20 protein-coding genes are annotated in these 20790 nt (G+C 69.3%); 5 read left to right on the forward strand and 15 right to left on the reverse strand.

Going from position 1 to position 20790, the window contains the following annotated elements:
- Positions 1–14 precede the first annotated feature (14 nt).
- The gene (locus tag BCL67_RS11675) at positions 15–524 is read right to left on the reverse strand and encodes a hypothetical protein (RefSeq protein WP_106123609.1); all 510 of its coding nucleotides are present in this window, start codon (positions 522–524) and stop codon (positions 15–17) included.
- A 140-nt stretch (positions 525–664) separates the two neighbouring features.
- On the opposite strand from BCL67_RS11675, the gene BCL67_RS11680 reads away from it, so the two are divergent.
- A complete protein-coding gene (locus BCL67_RS11680; RefSeq protein ID WP_106123610.1) occupies positions 665–1771 on the forward strand; it encodes an alkene reductase in 1107 nt (368 codons plus the stop codon).
- A gap of 10 nt (positions 1772–1781) precedes the next feature.
- Here the strand turns inward: BCL67_RS11680 and BCL67_RS11685 are convergent, their stop codons facing one another.
- The 12 genes from BCL67_RS11685 to BCL67_RS11740 form a co-directional block, all read right to left on the reverse strand.
- The gene (locus BCL67_RS11685; RefSeq protein ID WP_106123611.1) at positions 1782–3062 is read right to left on the reverse strand and encodes an endo-1,4-beta-xylanase; all 1281 of its coding nucleotides are present in this window, start codon (positions 3060–3062) and stop codon (positions 1782–1784) included.
- 42 nt (positions 3063–3104) lie between these two features.
- Entirely contained in the window at positions 3105–3803 is a 699-nt protein-coding gene (locus tag BCL67_RS11690) for a potassium channel family protein (protein WP_258175010.1), read from the reverse strand.
- Positions 3796–5157 (reverse strand): TrkH family potassium uptake protein, encoded by a 1362-nt coding sequence (locus BCL67_RS11695; RefSeq protein ID WP_258175011.1) that lies wholly within the window; start codon positions 5155–5157, stop codon positions 3796–3798. The genes BCL67_RS11690 and BCL67_RS11695 overlap by 8 nt, the downstream gene beginning before the upstream one ends.
- 218 nt (positions 5158–5375) lie before the next feature.
- A complete protein-coding gene (locus BCL67_RS11700; protein ID WP_036473143.1) occupies positions 5376–5579 on the reverse strand; it encodes a cold-shock protein in 204 nt (67 codons plus the stop codon).
- A 180-nt stretch (positions 5580–5759) separates the two neighbouring features.
- Positions 5760–8153, reverse strand: a complete 2394-nt coding sequence (locus BCL67_RS11705) for an FdhF/YdeP family oxidoreductase (RefSeq protein WP_258175013.1) — start codon at positions 8151–8153, stop codon at positions 5760–5762.
- Positions 8150–8986 (reverse strand): formate dehydrogenase accessory sulfurtransferase FdhD, encoded by an 837-nt coding sequence (gene fdhD / locus BCL67_RS11710; protein ID WP_106123613.1) that lies wholly within the window; start codon positions 8984–8986, stop codon positions 8150–8152. Before fdhD ends, BCL67_RS11705 begins: the two co-directional genes overlap by 4 nt.
- Positions 8974–10218 carry a molybdopterin molybdotransferase MoeA gene (locus tag BCL67_RS11715; protein ID WP_106123614.1) on the reverse strand — a complete coding sequence of 415 codons (1245 nt, stop codon included), beginning with the start codon at positions 10216–10218 and terminating at the stop codon, positions 8974–8976. Before BCL67_RS11715 ends, fdhD begins: the two co-directional genes overlap by 13 nt.
- Positions 10219–10235: 17 nt before the next feature.
- Positions 10236–10550 (reverse strand): DUF6457 domain-containing protein, encoded by a 315-nt coding sequence (locus BCL67_RS11720; protein ID WP_106123615.1) that lies wholly within the window; start codon positions 10548–10550, stop codon positions 10236–10238.
- Positions 10551–10598: 48 nt separating this feature from the next.
- Positions 10599–11321, reverse strand: coding sequence for a molybdenum cofactor guanylyltransferase (mobA, locus tag BCL67_RS11725; RefSeq protein WP_106123616.1), 723 nt, complete (start codon positions 11319–11321; stop codon positions 10599–10601).
- Complete coding sequence (locus tag BCL67_RS11730) at positions 11305–11805, reverse strand: HNH endonuclease (protein WP_106123617.1); 501 nt, start codon at positions 11803–11805, stop codon at positions 11305–11307. Before BCL67_RS11730 ends, mobA begins: the two co-directional genes overlap by 17 nt.
- 251 nt (positions 11806–12056) lie before the next feature.
- Positions 12057–12998 (reverse strand): C40 family peptidase, encoded by a 942-nt coding sequence (locus BCL67_RS11735; protein WP_146131147.1) that lies wholly within the window; start codon positions 12996–12998, stop codon positions 12057–12059.
- 460 nt (positions 12999–13458) lie between these two features.
- On the reverse strand, positions 13459–14187 hold the full coding sequence (locus tag BCL67_RS11740; protein ID WP_106123619.1) for a metal-dependent transcriptional regulator: 729 nt from the start codon (positions 14185–14187) through the stop codon (positions 13459–13461).
- A 176-nt stretch (positions 14188–14363) separates the two neighbouring features.
- Between BCL67_RS11740 and serC the strand changes: the two genes are divergently transcribed.
- On the forward strand, positions 14364–15479 hold the full coding sequence (gene serC, locus BCL67_RS11745; protein ID WP_106123620.1) for a phosphoserine transaminase: 1116 nt from the start codon (positions 14364–14366) through the stop codon (positions 15477–15479).
- 19 nt (positions 15480–15498) lie between these two features.
- On the opposite strand, the gene BCL67_RS15650 is transcribed toward serC, so the two are convergent.
- The gene (locus BCL67_RS15650) at positions 15499–16056 is read right to left on the reverse strand and encodes a DUF3027 domain-containing protein (protein ID WP_146131148.1); all 558 of its coding nucleotides are present in this window, start codon (positions 16054–16056) and stop codon (positions 15499–15501) included.
- 2 nt (positions 16057–16058) lie between these two features.
- Entirely contained in the window at positions 16059–16442 is a 384-nt protein-coding gene (locus BCL67_RS11755; RefSeq protein WP_106123621.1) for a cold-shock protein, read from the reverse strand.
- A 125-nt stretch (positions 16443–16567) separates the two neighbouring features.
- Here BCL67_RS11755 and BCL67_RS11760 point away from each other — a divergent pair, with 125 nt between their 5' ends.
- The 3 genes from BCL67_RS11760 to BCL67_RS11770 are packed head-to-tail and all read left to right on the forward strand — an operon-like array spanning position 16568 to position 20784.
- Positions 16568–16834: a hypothetical protein gene (locus BCL67_RS11760; RefSeq protein ID WP_146131149.1), complete on the forward strand. Its 267-nt coding sequence runs from the start codon at positions 16568–16570 to the stop codon at positions 16832–16834.
- A 1-nt stretch (position 16835) separates the two neighbouring features.
- Positions 16836–19133 (forward strand): helicase-associated domain-containing protein, encoded by a 2298-nt coding sequence (locus tag BCL67_RS11765; RefSeq protein ID WP_106123623.1) that lies wholly within the window; start codon positions 16836–16838, stop codon positions 19131–19133.
- Positions 19126–20784: a DNA repair helicase XPB gene (locus BCL67_RS11770; protein WP_106123624.1), complete on the forward strand. Its 1659-nt coding sequence runs from the start codon at positions 19126–19128 to the stop codon at positions 20782–20784. Before BCL67_RS11765 ends, BCL67_RS11770 begins: the two co-directional genes overlap by 8 nt.
- Positions 20785–20790 lie beyond the last annotated feature (6 nt).

The raw sequence follows: 20790 nt of genomic DNA on the forward strand, positions 1-20790 counted from the left end.
CTGAGCACCCCGGATCAGAGGCCCAGATGGCGTTGCAGCGACTCGGCCCGCTCCGCGCGTCCCATCAGCCGGTAGGCCTGGCTCCACTCCTCGGGGCGTGCCATCTGCAGGCCCCGCCAGAGATGGCCCGGTCTCGCCGGAATGCTCACGACCCGATCCGTGGATTCCAGCGCGAAGCCGACCAGCACGTCGATGCTGTGGTCACCGGCGTCGACCAGCAACGCCGCGGCGGTGTGGAAGATCCCGGAGCGTTCGCGCCTCCGGTGCGGCAGACCCGACGCGTCGAGCACCTCCTCGACCCGCTGGACCACCCGGTCGCGCGCTGCTGCCGAGCCCTCTCCGGCGATCGGCGCATCGACCACCAGGTCCCAGTCGTGGACCTCCTCGATGAGTCCCAGGCTCGCGAGCAGCCCGGATCCGCCGACCACGCTGTCGATGCCGGCGTCGCTCAGCGAGGCCTGAAGCAGCGTCACGGTATGCAGCGACGGGATCCCAGGGTCGGCAGGCTCGGCAGCGGCATCCATGCAGCCACGATATCCGCCCCGGAGTGTGACATTGGCCCTGATCAGGAATCGAAGCCCACCCCGCGCGGTTGGCCTGTGCAGAACGGAGGGGCGTCTCATCCGTGGACACCCCGACCACCTCGCAGAAAAGGACCTCTTCCATGACTTCTTCCGCCCAGGCCAGCCAGCTGCAGGACAAGCTCTTCTCACCGCTCTCCCTCGGTGCCATCGAGATGCGCAATCGACTCGTGATGGCCCCGCTGACCCGCATCCGCGCAGGAGAGGACGGAGTGCCCAACCAGATGATGGTCGAGTACTACACCCAGCGCGCGTCGCTCGGACTGATCGTCACCGAGGGCACCTTCCCGGTGATGGAGGGGCGCACCTGGATCGGCCAGCCCGGCCTGCAGACCGCCGAGCAGGTCGCCGGCTGGCGCAGGGTCACCGATTCCGTGCACGCCGCCGGCGGCAAGATCGTCGCCCAGCTCATGCACGGCGGCCGCATCGGTCATGAGCTGATCTCCGGCACCGGCCGCGTCGTCGCCCCCAGTGCGCTCGCCGCCCCTGGCGAGATCCGCACCCCTGAGGGCAAGTCCGCCCACCCGGTGCCGCATGCGCTGACCATCGAGGAGGTCGCGCAGACCATCACCGACTTCACCCAGGCCTCGCGCAACGCGATCGAGGCGGGCTTCGACGGCGTTCAGCTCCACGGCGCCAACGGCTACCTGCTCCACGAGTTCACCGCCCCGGGCTCGAACACCCGCACCGACGGCTACGGCGGCTCGCCGGAGAACCGGGCTCGGCTCTCGGTGGAGGTCGCGGCGTCGGTGTCCGAGGCGATCGGCGCTGACCGCACCGGCATCCGGCTCTCCCCGCAGCACAACATCCAGGGCGCGATGGAAGCGGACCACGACGACGCGCTGGCCACCTACCGCGCGATGGCGGAGGGCTTCGCGCCGCTGGGGCTCGGCCACATCGATGTGCTCAACGCGGACCCCGCGAGCGAGATCGTGCAGATGATCCGCACCGTCTCCGGCGCCCCGCTGGTCGCCAACTCCGGCTTCGGCGTGCAGACCACCCGTGAGGAGGCCGTGCGGCTGGTCGAGCAGGACCTGGCCGAAGCCGTGGGTGTGGGCCGCTCGGTCATCGCCAACCCGGACCTGGCTCTGCGCTGGGAGCAGGGACTCGAGGAGAACCAGCCCGATCCCTCGACGTTCTACGTCGGTGGCGAGCGCGGCTACACCGATTACCCGGCGCTGCGGAACTGAACACCGCGGATCAGTCCTGAGGAACGCGCAGCTCCAGATGGACCGCTCCGGGCGCATCGAGGTGGAACTCGGCGGTGACGCCGTCGAGTTCCACCTCGTAGCCGCCGAGGAATCCCTCGAGGTTCAGGCTGCCTGACTCGTCGGTGCGCAGCGGCGTCTCCGGAGTCCACCATTCGCCCTTGATGAGCTCGTGCAGCCGGTCGTAGGCAGGCTTGGGGCTGCCGTCGCGGCGCAGCAGTCCGCCGGGGGCGTTGAGCCACATGCCCTTGTCCGGCAGGCCCCAGTAGGTCAGGGACTCCACCGCGGGGTGACCGAGCAGCCGCCGGTAGTGCGCCTCGACCTCTTCGGCCTGGCGCGCCTCGCCCTCCTCGGTGGAGGGCCACTGCTCGGCTGAGACCTGCCAGTCGTTGAGGTCTGAGATGTGTTCGGGCACCGGGGTGCCGGAGAGGATCGTGGTCTCGGTGAAGTGGATCGGGATGTTGTAGCGCGAGAAGCGCTCGAGCACGGTCAGCGTCTTCTCCTCGCCCCACGCGCCCTGGTGCATGTGGGACTGCAGGCCCAGCCGGTCGATCTGGATCCCCGCCTCCAGTGCTGCCTCGATGAGGCATTCGTAGGCGGTGGACATGTCAAAGTCGTTGAGCAGCAGCGTGATGTTCGGGTTCGCCGCCCGCGCCTCCTCGAAGGCCAGCCGCATCATGGCGATCCGCCCCTTCTCCCGGGCCAGCGTGGTGACCCCGTTGGGCTCCGCCGTGAACACCGGCATGATGACGACCTCGTTGATGGCGTCCCAGGTGTCGATCACCCCGGCGAAGTCCTGCACGTCGCGGCGGATCCGCGCGCGCAGCGCCCGGTCGATCTCCTCGACCTCCATGCCGCGCAGCCACGGCGCGGTCAGCGTGTGCCACAGCAGCGGGTGTCCCTTCACGCCCACCCCGCGGTCCTTGAACCAGTGCGCGGCGGCGAGCAGCTCCGCGGTCTTCGGCTCGCCGCGGACCGGTTCGAACTGGCCCCAGTAGAAGGGCAGCGTGGCCTTGTTGAACAGCGCCGTCCAGCGCTGCGCGAACTCGGCGTCGGCAGCCTCGTCCTGTGAGCGTCCGTTGATCCAGTCGATGAGCTCGAACCCGATGCACCCGAATCCGAAGGCATGATCCCGCTGCCGCACCAGGACGTCACGACCGGCGAGCGGGGCGCCGTCTGCCCCGGTCAGGGTGACCGTCGCCTGGGCCCGACGGTGGGAGAGGCTGGGGTCATGGCCGAGGGAGGATCCTGGCGGGCTGAAGAGCGAGGTCATGGCTGAAGTCTGCCATGTCCCTGTGATCCAGCGCACAGCGTCTCATCGGATCCGCCTGAACCCCTCGGTCTTCTTCGCGGGCCCGGAGACCAGGATGATGTCGTCGGCGGCCAGCACCGTCTGAGCCGTCGCCGGCTCCCAGCCGCCACGGGCGTGCTTCACGGCGGTGATCGTGACCCCGTGGCGCCGGCGCACGTCGAGCGCGCCCAGCTCCCGGCCCAGGATGCCCTGGTGCGGGGTGGTCTTGGCCAGGGCGTAGTCCTCGTCGATCAGGATGTAGTCCTGCAGGCTGCCGCGCACCATATGCGCCACCCGGCGGCCCATGTCCTGCTCCGGGAAGACGATGTGGCGCACCCCGAGCTGCTCCAGGATCGCCCGGTGCGGCTCGCTGACCGCCTTGGCCCACAGCTCGGGGATGTCGAACTGCAGCATCAGGGAGGTGGCCAGGATGCTGGCCTCGAGGTTGGAGGCGATGGCGACGACGACGTGGTCGAACTCGTCCACGGCGAGCTGTCGCATCGCCTCCTCGCTGGTCACATCGGCGGCGGCCACGTGGGTGAGCCGCCCGTTGAGCGACTGCACCACGGATTCGTCGCGGTCGACCCCGAGCACCTCGGTGCCGTGGGCCATCAGCTCCAGCGCCAGCGCCCGGCCGAACCGGCCCAGCCCGATCACTGCGACCGAGTCGGGACCGGCGACATCACCGGGGTCGGTTCCTCCGAAGAGCTTGAAATTAGCCAATGATCGGCCTTTCCTTGGGAAGTTCATACATGGTGCGGCGCTCACGCAGCGCGAGCGCCGAGGCGAAGGTGATCGGTCCGACACGTCCGATGAACATCAGCAGCACCAGCAGCAGCTGTCCGGTCACCGGAAGCTCGGCGGTGATCCCGGTGGACAGGCCCACGGTGGCGAACGCCGAGACGGTCTCGAAGAGCACCTGATCCAGGGGCAGCCCGCTCAGGTGCATCAGCGCGCCGGTGACCACACCGATCAGTCCCCCGGCGAGCACGACGACGGCGATGGCCTGCCGGTGCACGGCCCGTGAGAGCCGCTTGCCGAAGATGTTCACGGCGGTGTCTCCGCGCAGTTCGGTGTAGACGATGAAGAGCAGCACCGCAAAGGTGGTGACCTTGATCCCGCCCGCGGTCCCGGCAGGTGCGCCGCCGATGAACATCAGCAGGTCCATTCCCAGCCAGGTGGTCGGCTCCATCGCCGAGATGTCGAGGCTGTTGAACCCGGCTGTGCGCGTCTGCACCGACTGGAAGAAGCTGGCGAGCAGCTTCTCCGGCGCCGAGAGCGGACCCAGGGTCGCGGGATTGGACCATTCCAGCACCAGGACCATCCCGGTGCCCAGCACCAGCAGCACGCTGGTGGCCCAGAGCACGATCCGGGTGTGCATCGACCACAGTCGCGGGGTCCGGAATCGGCGCCGCAGCTGCAGGATCACCGGGAAGCCGAGTCCGCCGAGGATGATCGCCGCGGAGAGGCCCAGTCCGACGACGGGGTCGGCGACGAACCCCATCATGGAGTCGCTGTAGAGCGCGAAACCGGCGTTGTTGAAGGCTGAGACGGAGTGGAAGACGCCGTGCCAGATCGCCTCTCCCGGGCTCATCTCGTAGCTGAGGTGGAACCGCAGCGACAGGATGATCGCAAGCGCGATCTCGATGATCAGGGAGATCTTGATGATGCCCAGGATCAGGGAGCGCAGGTCTGCCAGCCCGAGGCTCTTGGCCTCGGCGGCGGCCAGGAGCTTCGAGCGCAGCGAGAGCCGGCCCAGCACGATCAGTCCCACCACGGTCGCGAAGGTCATCACGCCGAATCCGCCGAGCTGGATCAGCACCAGGATGATGATCTGCCCGAACGTGGAGAAGTGGGTGCCGGTGTCCACCACGGTCAGCCCGGTGACGCACAGGGCCGAGGTCGCGGTGAAGAGCGCGTGGATGAGGTCGGTCTCCTGCCCCGGCGCGGTGGCGGCGGGGAGGAGCAGAAGCCCGGTTCCAGCGGCGGTCGCCAGCAGGAAGCCGAGAAAGATGAGCTGCACCGGTCGGATCCGGCGGAGCAGCACCCGCTGACCAGCGGGCCCAGGTTGATTCACAAAGCTGAACTGTAGACCCGGGGTGGCCCGACGACAAGCACTGACAGCAAGTGATGCTTGTCATCCGCGCAGATCACCAGGAGTGCATACAGAAAGACCGGCCCCCCGGTCTCGCCGAAACGATTCCAGGGGGCCGGTCTTTTGAGGTTCTGTTCATCGAACCCGAGATGCTCAGCGTCCGAAGGCTATGCAGCCGTCGTCGGCGAACTCAGTGAAGCTCAGAGAGGGTTGACGTTCTCAGCCTGAAGACCCTTGGGGCCGCGGGCGGTCTCGAACTCAACCTTCTGGTTCTCCTCGAGGGAACGGAAGCCGGAAGTGGTGATCGCGCTGAAGTGCACGAAGACATCGTCTGAACCGTCTTCGGGGGCAATGAAGCCGTAGCCCTTTTCAGCGTTGAACCATTTAACTGTGCCTGTAGCCATGATGTTTCCTTAATATACTTGCTCTTGCTACGCATCGATCTCACGATGCATGTGCCGCGACCAACCTGGCAGGCCGATCGCGGTGACCACTGGACGACAACATAAGTGTCGAAGCCCGTGTGGTACTCCGCCAGCCTACGCTAATAATCCGCTGGGGTCACTACTGGTCTCGATGGCGCGTCATTCGGCGCCGTCTGAGCCGGCCGATCCGTGCTGCCCCGCGCCCGATTCGGCAGCTGCTGCAGCGGGTGCCGGGGTGTGCGCCTCGAATCGGACCATCATCGCCTTGAACCCGGGGGTGTTGGACTCCCGGGCGACGAGATTGCGGTGGGTCAGCGCGTTCGCCTCCGGGTAGTAGGCCGCCACACAGCCGCGGGCAGTCGGGTACGCCACCAGATGGAACCGCTCCGCGCGTCGCTCCTCGCCTTGGAACACCGAGACCACGTCGACCAGCTCCCGGTCCGCGAACCCGGTCGCGGCGAGGTCCTCCGGGTGGATCAGGATCACGCGGCGACCACCGGAGACTCCGCGGTAGCGGTCATCGAGGCCGTAGAAGGTGGTGTTGTACTGGTCGTGGGAGCGCATCGTCTGCAGCACCAGGTGCCCTTCAGGCGGGGTCAGGTACTCCAGGGCCCGCACCGTGAATCCGGCCAGGCCGTCAGCGGTGGCGAAGGAGCGGTGATCCCGGGGCGGGTTCGGCAGCACGAATCCGTGCTTGTCCCGGATCCTTCGATTGAAGTCCTCGGTCCCCTCGACCACCCGCGAGGCGTGGTCCCGGATGACGTCGTAGTCCTCGGCCATGGCCTGCCAGTCGACCACGTGCTCGGGTCCGAAGATCGCCTCGGCCATCCGGGCGATGATCACCGGCTCCGCCAGCAGGTGATCCGACACCGGCTCGAGCCGCCCCCGGGTGGAGCTGACCACCGACATGGAGTTCTCCACCGAGAGGAACTGGGCGCCGCCGGGGTGTTTGTCGTCCCGGTCGGAGCGGCCGAGCGTGGGCAGGATGAGCGAGGTCTGACCGTGGACCACATGGGAGCGGTTGGGCTTTGTGGAGATGTGCACGGTGAGCCCGGTGCGCTTGAGCCCGGCCTCCATCACCGCGGTGTCGGAGTTCGCCGCGGCGAGGTTTCCTCCCATGGAGACGAACACGTCGACGTCTCCGGCGTCCATCGCGGACATGCCGTTGGTGGAGTCGAAGCCGTGGGCGCGCGGGGAGCGGATGCCGAACTCGGCGTCGAGCCGGCGCAGGAAGGGTTCCGTGGGCCGCTCCCAGATGCCGAAGGTCCGGTCGCCCTGGACGTTGGAGTGCCCCCGCACCGGGCAGGCGCCCGCCCCCGGTTTGCCGAAGTTGCCCTGGAGCAGCAGCAGGTTGACGATCTCCTTGATGGTGTCCACCGAGTGGGGCTGCTGGGTCAGACCCAGCGCCCAGCAGAAGATCGTCGCCTTCGATGCCGCCATCAGGTCGGCGATGTGCTCGATCTCGGCGCGCTGCAGCCCGGTGGCGGCTTCGATCTCGGCCCAGTCCAGGGTTGCGCGGGCCTGGCTGTACTCGGTGAAGCCCCTGGTCTTGGACTCCACGAACTCCCGGTCCACCACGGAGCCTGGATTCTCCTGCTCCTTGCGCAGCAGCAGGTGGCCCAGCGCCTGGAACAGCGCCTGGTCTCCGCCGACCTTGATCTGCAGGAACTCATCGCTGATCTGCTCCCCGTCCCCGATGAGCCCCTTCGCGGTCTGCGGATCCTTGAACCGGAGCAGCCCCGCCTCGGGCAGCGGGTTCACCGAGACCACCTTGCCGCCGTTCTTCCGTGCCTGCGCCAGGGAGCCGAGCATCCGCGGGTGATTGGTGCCGGGGTTCTGCCCGACCACGAAGATCAGCTCGGAGTGCTCGAGGTCCTTCAGCGAGACCGTGCCCTTGCCGATGCCGATGGTGGGGTTCAGCGCCGTCCCTGAGGATTCGTGGCACATGTTCGAGCAGTCTGGCAGGTTGTTGGTGCCCAGCGAGCGGGCGAGCAGCTGATACAGGAACGCCGTCTCGTTCGCGGTGCGCCCGGAGGTGTAGAACATGCACCGATCCGGGGTCGTCGCCCGGACGTGGTCGCCGATGGTCTCGAAGGCCTCGGCCCAGCTGATCGGCCGGTAGTGGGTCTCTCCGGCGTGGATCATCATGGGATGGGTGATCCGCCCCGACTGGCCGAGCCAGTATTCGGTCTTGGTCTCAAGCTCCGCGATGGAGTGCTCGGCCCACCACTGCGGGGTGACCACCCGGGTGGTGGACTCCTCGGCGAGCGCCTTGGCGCCGTTCTCGCAGAACTCCACCGGCTTGCGCTTGGTCTCGGTCGGTTCGGGCCAGGCACAGCCGGGGCAGTCCACGCCGCCGGACTGGTTGACCCGGTACATGGCGCGCACGGTGCGCGAGAGCCCGCCCTGGGCCATCCCGCGAGAGAAGGACACCTCTACCGCCTTGAGTCCGGCCGCGTGGGTCTTCGGCTCGCTCACCTGCAACGAGTCCTCATCGATGTCCTCGAACTGCGCGGCATGGCCGCGGACTGATTCGTCGCGCATCTTGGTCATGACTGTTCGTCCTCCGTCTCGACGCGTTGGAAGTGGGTGTAGAGGTTGATGGAGCCGCCGCGGGAGAATCCGGCCAGGGTGAGCCCCGAGCGTTCGGCGAGGTCCACCGCCAACGACGACGGCGCCCCGACCGCGCTGAGCATCTCGATCCCCGCCAGGGCGGCCTTCTGCACGAGCTCGAAGGAGGCGCGGCCGGAGACCTGCAGCACGGTGCCGCTCAGCGGGAGCCGACCCTGGGTCAGCGCCCACCCGACCACCTTGTCCACCGCGTTGTGCCGGCCGACGTCTTCACGCAGACACAGCAGCTCGCCGTCGGCGTCGAAGAGTCCGGCGGCGTGGACTCCCCCGGTCTTGGCGAACAGCGTCTGCCGCTCGCGCATCAGCTCTGGAAGCTGCAGCAGCACGTCCGAGGTCAGGCGCAGCAGATCGGTCCGCTGCACCGGCAGGGTCTTCTCCACCGCGTCGATGGAGGTGGTGCCACAGATCCCGCAGGCCGAGGTGGTGAGCACGTTGCGGGTGCGCAGCAGCGAGGTCGGCGGCAGCGCGGGGTCCAGCTCGGCGTCGATGACGTTATAGGTCTGGTTTCCGTGCTCGTCCGTGCCGGCGCAGTAGCGCAGGCTGCGCAGGTGCTCCTGGGAGCTGATGATGCCCTCGGCGACCAGGAAGCCGGCGACGAGCTCGAAGTCGTGCCCCGGGGTCCGCATGGTCACGGTGAAGGACTCCCCCGCCAGACGCAGCTCCAGCGGCTCTTCGACGGCGAGCAGATCGCCCTTGCTCCGTGACCCGTCCCGGCGCAGGGTGACCACGCGACGACGTTCGGTCAGACGTCCCATGCCAAGCCCTCCTGGTGCTGCCCGGGCACCGGGAGACAGTCCACCGGCTCGCCGGGGGCGATTCCGGCGGCGGGCACGATCGCGAGCGCGTCGGCTTCAGCGAGTCCCCGCATCATGTGGGAGCGGCTGTGACCAGCGGGGATGACTCCCTGAGCTCCCTGACGCACGGGCAGCAGCCGGGTGCCGCGGCGAGCCCCGCTCAGCTGCGCCCCGGCCGTGCGACGCAGCGTGGGGGTGCGGGATCCATGGTCGATCCCGCGCAGCGCGCGCAGCAGCGGCACTCCGAGTGCGCTCAGCGCCGAGAACCCTGCGAGCGGGTTCCCCGGCAGGCCGAGCAGATACAGCGGCCCCTCGCGGCGGGGCAGCCGGGCCAGGAGCACCGGGTGCCCTGGGCGCATGTCCACGGAATCCACCTCCAGCTCGGCGCCCAGCATCTGAAGGGCAGGTCTGAGCGCATCGGCGCGCGAGTGGGCGGTGCCTCCGCTGGTGATGATCAGGTCCGCCGCGCCGGTGGCCGAGATCTGCCGGAGCGCCTCGGCGAGCTCCTCGGGGTCGTCGCCCAGCCGCTGGGAGTCCACGGTTCCGGCGCCCATCTCGCGGAGCATCGGCGGCAGCGCCAGGCCGAAGACGTCCCGGACCTGGCCCGGCGCGGGGGTTCCGCGGGTGATGACCTCTGCCCCGGTGAGCAGCAGCTGCACCCGGGGCCGTGGGATGACCCGGAGGTGGTCGTGTCCGGCGACGGCGGCCACGGCTGCTCGTGCCGGGGTGAGCACCACCCCTGCCGGGATCAGCTGGTCCTGGGCGCGGCATTCGGCTCCGGCGTGGCGGACGTTGCGCTGGGGTGCGGTGTCCGGGCTGGTGCTGATGGCCTGCAGCTCGGAGCCCGCGGTGATGCCGTGCTCGGTGCGCAGGACCGCATGCGTGCCTTCCGGCACGGGGGATCCGGTGAGCACCTCGGTGGCCTCACCGGGGCGCAGCGGGGCCGGCCGGATCGCGGGGCTGCGGGGGCTCTCGGGCCGGAGCGACCAGCGCGGAGCACCGTCGGGGTGTGGCAGCGGGTCCGCGGCCAGCGCCCATCCGTCCATCGCGGACGTCGAGACATGGGGGATGTCCTGCTGAGCATGCACCGGGTCCACGAGCACGCTCCCGATGGCGTCCGGAACGCGCAGCTGAGCCGGGGGCAGGGCGGTGAGCGCGGCTGCCCGGTGACGGGCCTGGGTCAGTGTCATCATCTCGGCGCGGGTCGTACTCAGCCGACGGCCTCGGACCGGCGCTCGAGCAGCTGTTCGGCGACCCGCGAGGCGGCCCGGGAGGCTGTCTGGAGGTCTGCCTGTCCGCTGGCCTCGGCGAGCCCGGCGACGTAGCCGATGAGGTAGGTGGTCACCGGAGCGGCGGGACGGACCACGGTGTGCGCCGCCTGGCCGGCGAGGGCGAGCACGGCGTCGATGTCGATCTCGACGCCGTCGACCTCGAGATGGTGGGCGAGCTCCTTGATCCACAGCTCGATGGATTCATGCGGGTCCCTCGATGCTGGTTCCTGCGGGTCAGTGGGTTCTGCAGTCATTCCGGCTCCTTCGTTGGCGCTGTCTCCAGAATCTCACAACCGGGCGGATCAGGGCAGACTGATCCCGAGCCGGTGGGCGTCCTGGAGGGTGTCCACGTCGTCGCTGAGTCCGCGTGGCAGCACAGGGTGGCGCAGCGTGGTCGACTCGTCGAGCCCCTGCAGCAGCCAGCGCAGCGGTCGATCTTCTGCCTGCTCTGCGCGCAGCTCTGAGACCCGGCGCCGCAGCCAATCAGTCGGCACGGCCGCGCTCAGGTACTGGTGCCGGCCGCTCTCGTCACGGGGTATCACCGCATCCGGCTGCTCGAGCTCTTCGACCTCGAGCAGCTGCTCGAGGAGCCAGTCAAGCAGGGCGGCGGGCCGGGCCAGGTCCACCGCGAGCAGCAGGGTCCACCTGCTGGGAGCCGCGATGGAGCCGCCGTCAGGATCGCCCTGGAGATCTCTGCGACCCTGGATACCCTGGAGATCCTGGCTGTCCTCAAGCTCCTGGAGGTGACGATCCAGCTCGGCGGCGCCGGAGAGGACGCCGGCGGCGGGTCCGGCGAAGGCGGGGGTTTCTTGGACCAGCGGGACCGACGTCGGGACCTCGGGTCTCAGTGACGCCGGCCCGACCACCACGGTGCGCAGGTCTCGGGCGTGGAGCTCCTGGAGCCAGCGTCGGATCTGGGTCTGCCCGTCTCGGCGGAGCAGCGCCTTCTCCACCCCGCCCATCCTGCTCCCCCGCCCCCCGGCGAGCAGGATCGCGGTGAGCTCGGGGTCAGTGGGAGGAGGCATGAGTCAAGAATGGCATCCAGACGTCGCGGGGCGCATCGAGCTCCACCGGCATCCAGACGTGGTGCGGGGGCGCCTGCGGGGTCATGCCCAGCGTCCAGCCGAGTTCGTCGAGGGTCTTGCTGCCCTTGCGCGCATTGCACGTCCCGCAGCAGGCGACCAGGTTCTCCCAGCTGGAGTCTCCGCCGCGGGCGCGCGGTATGACATGGTCCACGGTGGCGGCGGGCCGGTCGCAGTAGGTGCACAGCCGGCCGTCGCGGCGCAGGATGCTTCGTCTCGACGGGGCGGCGGGGCGTCGCCGGGACACCCGGACGTAGTGGTGGAGCAGGATCACGGCCGGACGCGGGACCAGCGCGGAGGGCGTGGCGATCGGAGTGTGGTCCTCGGCGAGCACGCTGGCCTTGCCGTGCATGACCAGCACGGCGGCGCGGCGTGAGGTGACCACGCTCAGCGGCTCATAGCCTGCGTTGAGCACCAGTGTTCGCATATCGGGGCTCCCGTGCGTTAACCCCTGCTCGTCGAGCTGCCGGGATCCACGCCTCACGGCGCGTCACGGCGCGGTCCTCACAGGGTTCCACAGCGTTCTGCTCTGCCTGTACAGGCTCAATATAGACCGTGCGGACAATCCTGCCCACTTGATGACATGGCGCCCGGGCATGCAGAAGCCGCAGGGCGCGATCCCTGTGAGGATCGCGCCCTGCGGCCGAGGTTTGTTTCACCGCCGAGGCGGCGGAAGCATCAGTTGACGCTGAGGTACATCGTGTTGGACCAGTACGGGGAGTTCAGCGGGTACTGGATGGTGCCGACGCGGGGGTTGCTGGCCCCGATGAGCTGGCCGTTGCCGACGTAGATGGCGGCGTGGCTGCCACCGTTCTGGATGACGATGTCGCCCGGGGACGGCGAGGAGACCTGGCGCAGCGAGCCCATCATGGCGTAGGTGCTGCGGGGCACCGAGATGCCGGCCTGGCCGTAGGCCCAGTTGATGAAGCCGGAGCAGTCCCAGCCTGAAGGTGAGGTGCCGCCGAAGGAGTACGGGTTGCCGAGACCGGCGTAGGCTGCGCCCACGACCGAGCCGTTGCCGCCGCCGCTGGAGGCCGGAGCCTCTTCCTGGGCGGGGGCGGCGGAGGCGACCTGAGTGTTGCCCTGGGCCTGCTGGCCGGCGTCGGCCTGCTGCGTCTGCTGCTGCGGAGCCGGCTCGGGCTCTGGCTGCGGCTCGGGCTCTGCCTGCGGTGCGGGAGTCTCCAGCTGTGCGGGCACTGCCTGCTGCACGGGCTCGGGCTGCGGTGCCGGAGCTGGCTCGACCTCGGGAGCGGCGGGGACGACTTCCTCGACCTCTTCCACGACGGGAGCGGGCTCCGGTGCTGGCTCAGGGGCGGGGGTGGAGGTGACCACTGAGCGCTCGAAGGAGAGCTCGACCTCGGTGGATGCGCTCACGGCGACTGCGGAAGTGCTGCTGGCGCGCTCCACGCTGAGACCTGTTGCGGCCACGTCCAGGGTGGTGACCTCTGGGGTGTCGATGTCGGTGCTGGCGTTCGCGGCGACTCCGGAGGAGATCACGAGGCCGGATGCGGCGACGGCGGCTGCCGCGCCTCGTCCGACGGTGCCGGCGTTGGATGCCACGGCCTTTGCCAGTGATGGCTTGGCCTGGCGGCGCCGGTCACGGCGTGAGACGAAAGTCATGTCTGTCACTTCTCTGGAAACCTCTCCCTGTAGTTGCGGGGCCGCCTCAGTGAAGTGCGAGCCGGGAAGCTCACGTTCTTCAGGTCTGGATCGACCGCGATGCCCCGCACCCTGCCTTGCGGTAGTTTTCGTGAAACAGCTCCGGTCAGCGGCAGGAGAAGATCTGACTGGAGGTGCTGCGACTTCGGACATCGGCCGCGAGCACGACTACGACGTTATAACAGATCGATAAAATTGTCACGCTCAGGTCACGGTCGATGGAAAACGCCCTGGGAGTGAGCTGATCAGGACCCGGCCATCACGCTGGTCAAGCACCGCAAGAACCCATATAACGCCTTGTCAGCGTCATTTGTAGACGATTCTCCACTGCGGGGCAGCAGTCACGGGCGTGTGGATTCTCCGTGGCAATGTGCGTCATCTCACCGTGACATTGACCGGGGAAGGGCCCCCGGGAGGGCGCTCAGGAAGCCGGTGACTCTTCCACGAAGAGGTGCTGGGCGACCTCCAGCGGCAGCTCGACCTCCAGCTGTTCCTCGGCCGTGATCGCGACCTCCAACATCACATAGGCCTGATTCACCCCGCGCAGCCGCAGCGCGCCGCCGGGTCGCAGTCCAGCCTCGAGCAGCTGCTCCAGCACCTCTGGCTCCATCTGGATGGACTCCGCCAGGCGCTTCACGATCCACAGCTGTGAGCTCTGACCCGTCGGGTCCGCCTCTGCGGCCTGGCGCAGGGTGGTCTTCGTCGGGACGGGCGGCTGCTCGGCGAGGACCACGCCGAGCTTGTCCAGACCGGGAATGGGGTTCCCGTAGGGAGATTCCACCGGGGACTGCAGGATCTCCACCAGGCGGCGCTCCACCCGCTCGCTCATCACGTGCTCCCAGCGGCAGGCCTCTTCATGGATGTACTGCCACTCCAGCCCGATGACATCCGAGAGCAGCCGCTCGGCGAGACGATGCTTGCGCATGACCTGCACCGCGAGGTCACGCCCGGACTCGGTGAACTGGAGCCGACGGTCCGAGGTGAGCACCAGGAGGCCGTCTCGTTCCATGCGGGCCACCGTCTGGGACACCGTCGGACCTGAGTGCTCCAGGCGCTCGGCGATGCGCGCACGCAGCGGCACGATCCCTTCCTCTTCCAGATCAAGGATGGTGCGCAGGTACATCTCAGTGGTGTCGATCAGATCGGTCACGTATGACTCACTCTCCTGCGCCGTGCCTTGATAACGTGAGCCTCGGCGCTGTTCGTCCTGGTGGAAGCAGCTGCTGTACAGCATAGTTCCGCACCGGAACCCTTCGGCAACGACGCTGACCGATGCGACCGTGAAGAACCCCGTGGGCACCGCCTCACACCGATCTAGGAGTCCCCATGTCCCAGCGCGTCACCATTCCGCAAGAGCTGCTCCCGCAGGACGGGCGCTTCGGCGCCGGCCCCTCCAAGGTGCGTTCCGCGCAGATCGAGGCGCTCTCTGCCGCGGGAGCCGCGCTGCTGGGCACCTCCCACCGACAGGCCCCGGTGAAGAACCTCGTCGGTGAGGTGCGCGAGGGACTGCACACCTTCTTCGGCGCCCCGGCGGGCTACGAGCTGATCCTCGGCGTGGGCGGCTCCACCGCATTCTGGGACATCGCGTCCTTCTGCCTGGTGGAGAAGAAGGCCCAGCACCTGTCCTTCGGTGAATTCGGCTCGAAGTTCGCCAAGGCCACGGACAAGGCTCCCTTCCTCGACGCCTCCAGCATCTTGACCTCCGACGCGGGCACGCTGCCGGCGCCGTCGGCGGAGGCTGGGGTCGACGCCTACGCCTGGCCGCACAATGAGACCTCCACCGGTGTGGCGGCGCCGGTCAAGCGGGTCGCCGGGGCCGACGACGGCGCGCTTGTCCTCATCGACGGAACCTCCGCGGCCGGCGGGCTCGCCGTGGACGTCACCGAGACCGACGCCTACTACTTCGGTCCGCAGAAGAACTTCGCCTCCGACGGCGGGCTGTGGCTGGCCATGATGTCCCCGGCGGCCCTGGAGCGGGCTGAGAAGCTCGCGCGCGCCCGCTGGGTCCCGGACTTCCTCCAGCTGAGCACGGCGATCGAGAACTCTCGCAAGAACCAGACCTATAACACTCCGGCGCTGGCGACGCTGGTGACGCTCAACGAACAGGTCCGCTGGCTCAACGGAAACGGCGGCATGGACTTCGCCGCGGCACGCACCGCGGACTCCGCGGGGCGGGTCTACGCCTGGGCCGAGGCCCACGAGCTGGCCGCACCGTTCGTCACCGAACCGGCGGAGCGCTCGAATGTGATCACCACGGTGGACTTCGCCGATGAGGTGGATGCCGTTGAACTGGCCAAGACGCTGCGCGCCAACGGGATCGTCGACGTCGAGCCCTACCGCAAGCTCGGCCGCAACCAGCTGCGCATCGCGACGTTCACGGCCATCGAGCCCGAGGACGTCACCCGGCTGCTCAACTGCATCGACTACGTGCTGGGCAGCTGACCGCCGGGGCGGGGCGGGCTCAGCCTTCGTCGGCTTCGGCCTGCTCCGCCTTGTGGGCTTCGCGCTCCTCGTCGTTCATCCGCTCGAGCCACGGCACCCACGGCGGCGCGATGAGCGTGTCCTCGCCCGGGAGCAGGCCGATCTCGCAGACCGTGACCAGCTTGGCCCGGGGCGCGCGGGCGACGGTGACGAACCATTCCCAGCCTCGATAGCCGGGCTTGTCCGCGGCGAATCGGTGCGTGAGCAGCCGGTCCTCCTCCGCGGTGACGCCGAGGTGGTCTCCCACCTGGGCGGGGTCGGCGATCTCGTAGAGCGCATCGTGGGCGAGCGCCACGGCGGCGGCCAGGACCGGGTCCACCTTGGGCTTGCCGGGCCGGCGGGTGCGCGCGACCGGTTCAGCGCGGACCTTCCCGGCGCTGGTCTTCGCGGGGCTGGTCTTCGTCGGGCTGGTCTTCGCCGGGCTGCCGTCGACGGCGGTGGTCTTCTCGGCGCTGGTCTCCACGGAAAGGTCAGCCTGAGGGTCGGCGTTCTCGCCGGAGGTCTGCACGGCCGTCGCTTCGGGGGTCTGTTCAGTCATGATCAGGCGTCGAACTCGTCGGCCACGCGACGCAGCATCGCGGCGATCTTCTTCGACTGCGCCGTCTGCGGGTAGTGCCCGTTGCGCAGCGCCCCGGTGGAGTTGTCCAAGACGTTGACCAGGTCCTGGACCAGCTCTGCCATCTCATCGGCAGGCTTGCGGGTGGCGCGGGCCACCGAGGGTGCTTCCTCGAGCAGCCGGACGGAGAGCGCCTGCTTGCCCCGTCGGCCGTCGGCGATGCCGTATTCCATACGTGTGCCGGCTTTGACGCTGGGCACTCCCGCCGGCAGGGCAGAAGAGTGCAGAAACACTTCCTGGCCGTCATCTGAAGTCAGGAATCCGAAGCCCTTCTCGGCGTCGAACCACTTCACTTTCCCGGTTGGCACGGTGTTCTTACCTCATGAATCGCTGGAGACGGATGCTGATGATCAAGGCCTCTAGAGTACCGCCGTCGACGCCGGAGCCCGAACTCCGACCCCGGACTCCCCAGGCTGCGCGCTAGAATCGCAGCATGTCCCCCACGACGACCGCCGTCCACGGCTCGCCCCGACGCAGCGGCTCGCGTCCTGCGCAGGCGCTGCTGTGGTCAGGAGTGGTGATCACCGCACTGTCCGGGATCGCTCTGCTGGTGATCCTGAGCCTGTACTTCATGGCCACCGATCCACATCCGGCCTTCTACGTCGCCGCCCTCTGGGGCTTTCCGCTCGGATTCGCGCTGCTGATCGCGTTTCTGCTGCTCTCGGTGAACCGGCGTCGCCGCGGCACCGGCATCGGCTGAAGTGTCTCTGCTCAGCCTGGAAGCCCTGCTTGAACGCCTCGAGTCCTGGGACGAGCCCCGCCTGGCCGCGCTGCTGCGGCTGCGCCCCGACCTGTTGCAGCCCACCCCCGCGGACCTGACCACCCTGGCGGTGCGGGTGGGCTCAGAGGCCAGCATCCGTCAGCATCTGCAGCGACTCGACGCCCCGACCCTGCAGGCCGCCACCCGGCTTTCCCTGGCTGCCGCGCAGCCGTCCTCCTCGGCGGATGAGCCGTCGTCGGCGGATGAGCCGTCGTCGGCGGATGACCTGGACCCGCGCGCCCTCGAGTCGCTGCAGGCCGCGGGACTCTTCTTCGCCGAGCCCGGGCCCACCCCGGCCCTCGCTGCGCCCGCTCGTCTCCCGCATATCGTCGATTCGCTCACGGCGCATCTGCCGCAGCTCGCCGATTCGCTGATCATTGAGACTCCGCCGGCTCCGACCCCGGCCGGGGCTTCGCCCGCTGTGCTCGAGAACGCCTCGGTGGCGGCCATCTCAGAGCTGCTCGACGACGTGGCAGAGCTGCTCGCTCTGCTGACCGACTCCCCCGCCGTGACCCTGCGCACCGGCGGGGTGGGCATGCGCGAGCTGCGCCGGATCGCTGCCGCCTCGGCGCGCTGGGGGGCCGCTTCGAGAACCGGTGCTCCGCGCGGGCGCCCCTCCGGCTCCGGCCTCGGCGCAGGAACCGGCTCCGATGCCAGCGTCGGCGAGATCGGGTGGCTCTTGGAGCTCACCGCCGCCAGCGGGCTGATCGAGCTCTCCGACGGCCAGGCCTGGTCGCCGGGCCGCCTGGCTGAGCAGTTCAGCGCCGCGGCGCGTCACCACCAGCACCAGCTGCTGGTCTCCGGGTGGCTCTTGGCGCCCCGCGCCCCGATGCTGCTGCGCGGCCCCCACCCGAGCAGCCGGATCGCCCCGACCCTGGGCCTTGACCGTCAGCGTGGCGATGCGGACAGGCTGCGTCGCACCCTGCTGGACACCGCCGGTGCGCTCAGCACCGAAGCCGGTGAGGAGCGCGTCCAGCTCTATGCGCTGAACCTTCCCGACGAGGATCTCCCCGGGCCCGACGCGCTGACCGGCGCACTGCCGCGCCGGCTCGCCTGGGAACGCCCGCTGATGAGCGCCCGGGTGGTCCACCTGCTGCCCTGGCTGGCGCGCGAAGCCGAACGACTCGGCCTCTTCGCGGTGGGCGCGCTGAGCGCCGCCGGCGCTGCGCTGCTGGAGGGTGCCGACCAGGGCTCCGCCTCAAGCGTCGGGGCGGGCTGGCGGCCGGGCCTGAGCCGCCTCGCCGAGCACCTCGCCTCCTCGATGCCGGCCCAGGTCGACACGATCCTGGTCCAGTCCGACCTCACCGCGATCGCCACCGGCGCGCTCTCCCCCGCCAGTGCTGCAGCCCTTGCGGACTTCGGCCAGCGCGAGGGTCACGGGTCGGTGCCCACCTACCGGTTCAGCCCCGACTCGCTGCACCGCGGACTCACCCGCGGCTGGACCGGACCTTCGATGCTGGCGTGGCTCGAGGCACACAGCCTCACGGACCTTCCGGCGTCCCTCACGACCCAGGTCGAGGATGCCGCGCGCACCTGGCGCGGGGTGCAGATCGGCGAGGCCGGCGCCTGGCTGCGGGTCACCGACGCCGACCAGCGCGACGCGCTGCTCAAGGACCCGGTGCTCAGCGGACTGGGACTGCGGGTGCTGGCCGAAGACATCCTGATCGCGCGAGCTCCGATGGCAGCGCTGGAACAGGCGCTGACCGACGCCGGGTTCAACTCCGCGCGCAGCGCCGAGACTGAGTCGGCCCGCGACCGCCTCCCCGCAGCCGGGCATTCGGCGGAGCACACCGCCTCCTGGTCGTTGGAGTCCTCACCGTGGGAACAGTCCCCGGTGCGGATCACCAGCGCAGAGCCGGCCGACCTGGATGAGACCCTGCTGGCCGACACCGCGTCCGCACTGCGGCAGGCCGGGCGGGCCGCGCCGTCGTCGGCCTCACCCTCCGCCGCGGCCCACGACGTCATCGGCACGCTGCGCTCGGCGCTGGCGGCCCGCCGGGAGGTCACGCTGACCCGGGTCTCCCCGCAGGGCAGCACGCATCAGCTCAGCGGCGTGCCCACCGGGATGAACGCCGGGCGGGTCCGGATCAGGGTGCGCGACGACGACGGGGAGGCTACCGTGATGCTGCACCGCATCGCCGCCGTCGAGGAGACCCCGGCGCGGCAGAGCCCTCCGCACGAGCCCACCGTGCAGGCTCCTGCGGAGCAACCGAGCACCATAGAGGAGAACAATGGCTGATGGACCGCTGATCGTGCAGTCGGACAAGACCGTGCTGTTGGAGGTCGATCACCCGCAGGCCGATGCCGCGCGGCGGGCGGTCGCCGCCTTTGCGGACCTCGAGCGCGCCCCCGAGCACATCCACACGTACCGGATCACGCCGCTGGGGCTCTGGAACGCCCGCGCCGCCGGCTTCGACGCCGAATACGTGGTCGACACCCTGCTCAACCACTCCCGGTTCCCGGTCCCACATTCGCTGCTGGTGGACATCGCCGAGACGATGAGCCGCTACGGGCGGCTGCGCCTGGAGAAGGACCCGGTCCATGGACTGGTGCTGCGCAGCCAGGAGCCCGGGATCCTGAGCGAGGTGCTCCACGCCAAGACGCTGGTCCCGCTGCTCGGCCCCGAGATCGATGAGAACACCGTGGCCGTGCACGGTCAGGCCCGCGGCGAGCTGAAGCAGCAGCTCCTGCGCCTCGGGTGGCCCGCCGATGATCTGGCCGGGTTCGTCGACGGCACCGCCCACCCGATCGCGCTGCGCCAGGACGGCTGGGCCCTGCGTGGATATCAGCAGGAGGCGGTCGACAACTTCTGGCAGGCCGGCTCCGGCGTCGTCGTGCTGCCCTGCGGCGCCGGCAAGACGCTGGTCGGCGCCGCGGCGATGGCCACCTCCGGCACGATCACACTGATCCTGGTGAACTCCACCGTCTCGGCGCGACAGTGGAAGGCGGAGCTGCTCAAGCGCACCTCGCTGACCGAAGAGGAGATCGGCGAATACTCCGGAGCCCGGAAAGAGGTCCGCCCGGTGACCATCGCCACCTACCAGGTGCTCGCCGCACGGCGCAACGAGCTGTTCACCCATCTGGAGCTGCTCAACGGCCACGACTGGGGACTGATCATCTATGACGAGGTCCACCTGCTGCCGGCCCCGATCTTCCGGATGACCGCTGACCTGCAGGCCCGGCGCAGGCTCGGGCTGACCGCGACGCTGGTCCGGGAAGACGGCCGGGAGCGCGAGGTGTTCTCCCTGATCGGACCCAAGCGCTATGACACCCCCTGGAAGCAGATGGAGGCCCAGGGCTGGATCGCTCCGGCGACCTGCATCGAGGTGCGCACCGACATGCCGCGCAGCCTGCGGATGGAGTACGCCTCCGCCGCAGACAAGGAGCGGCACCGGCTCGCCGCCGGGGCCGAGGTCAAGGACGCCGTGGTCGCCAGGCTGGTGGCCCGGCACCGCCACCTGGGAGAACAGGTTCTGGTCATCGGTCAGTTCGTGGACCAGCTGGAACGCCTCGGCGAACAGCTCGGCGCCCCGGTGCTCACCGGCTCGGCCTCCGTCACCGCCCGGCAGAAGCAGTTCGACGCCTTCCGCGCCGGGGAGCTGGAGGTGCTGGTGGTCTCGAAGATCGCGAACTTCTCCATCGACCTGCCCCAGGCCTCGGTGGCGATCCAGGTCTCCGGCACCTTCGGGTCCCGTCAGGAGGAGGCCCAGCGCCTGGGTCGGCTGCTGCGCCCCGGCACCGCCGCCGAGGGTGAGGATCCCAAACGGGCGCACTTCTACTCCGTGGTCACCCGCGACACCGTCGACATGGAGTACGCCGCCCGCCGCCAGCGCTTCCTCTCCGAACAGGGCTACGGCTACTCGATCCTCGACGCCGACGACATCGTCTGAGTCCGT

The organism is Nesterenkonia sandarakina, assembly GCF_003003175.1.
Taxonomy (GTDB): domain Bacteria; phylum Actinomycetota; class Actinomycetes; order Actinomycetales; family Micrococcaceae; genus Nesterenkonia; species Nesterenkonia sandarakina_A.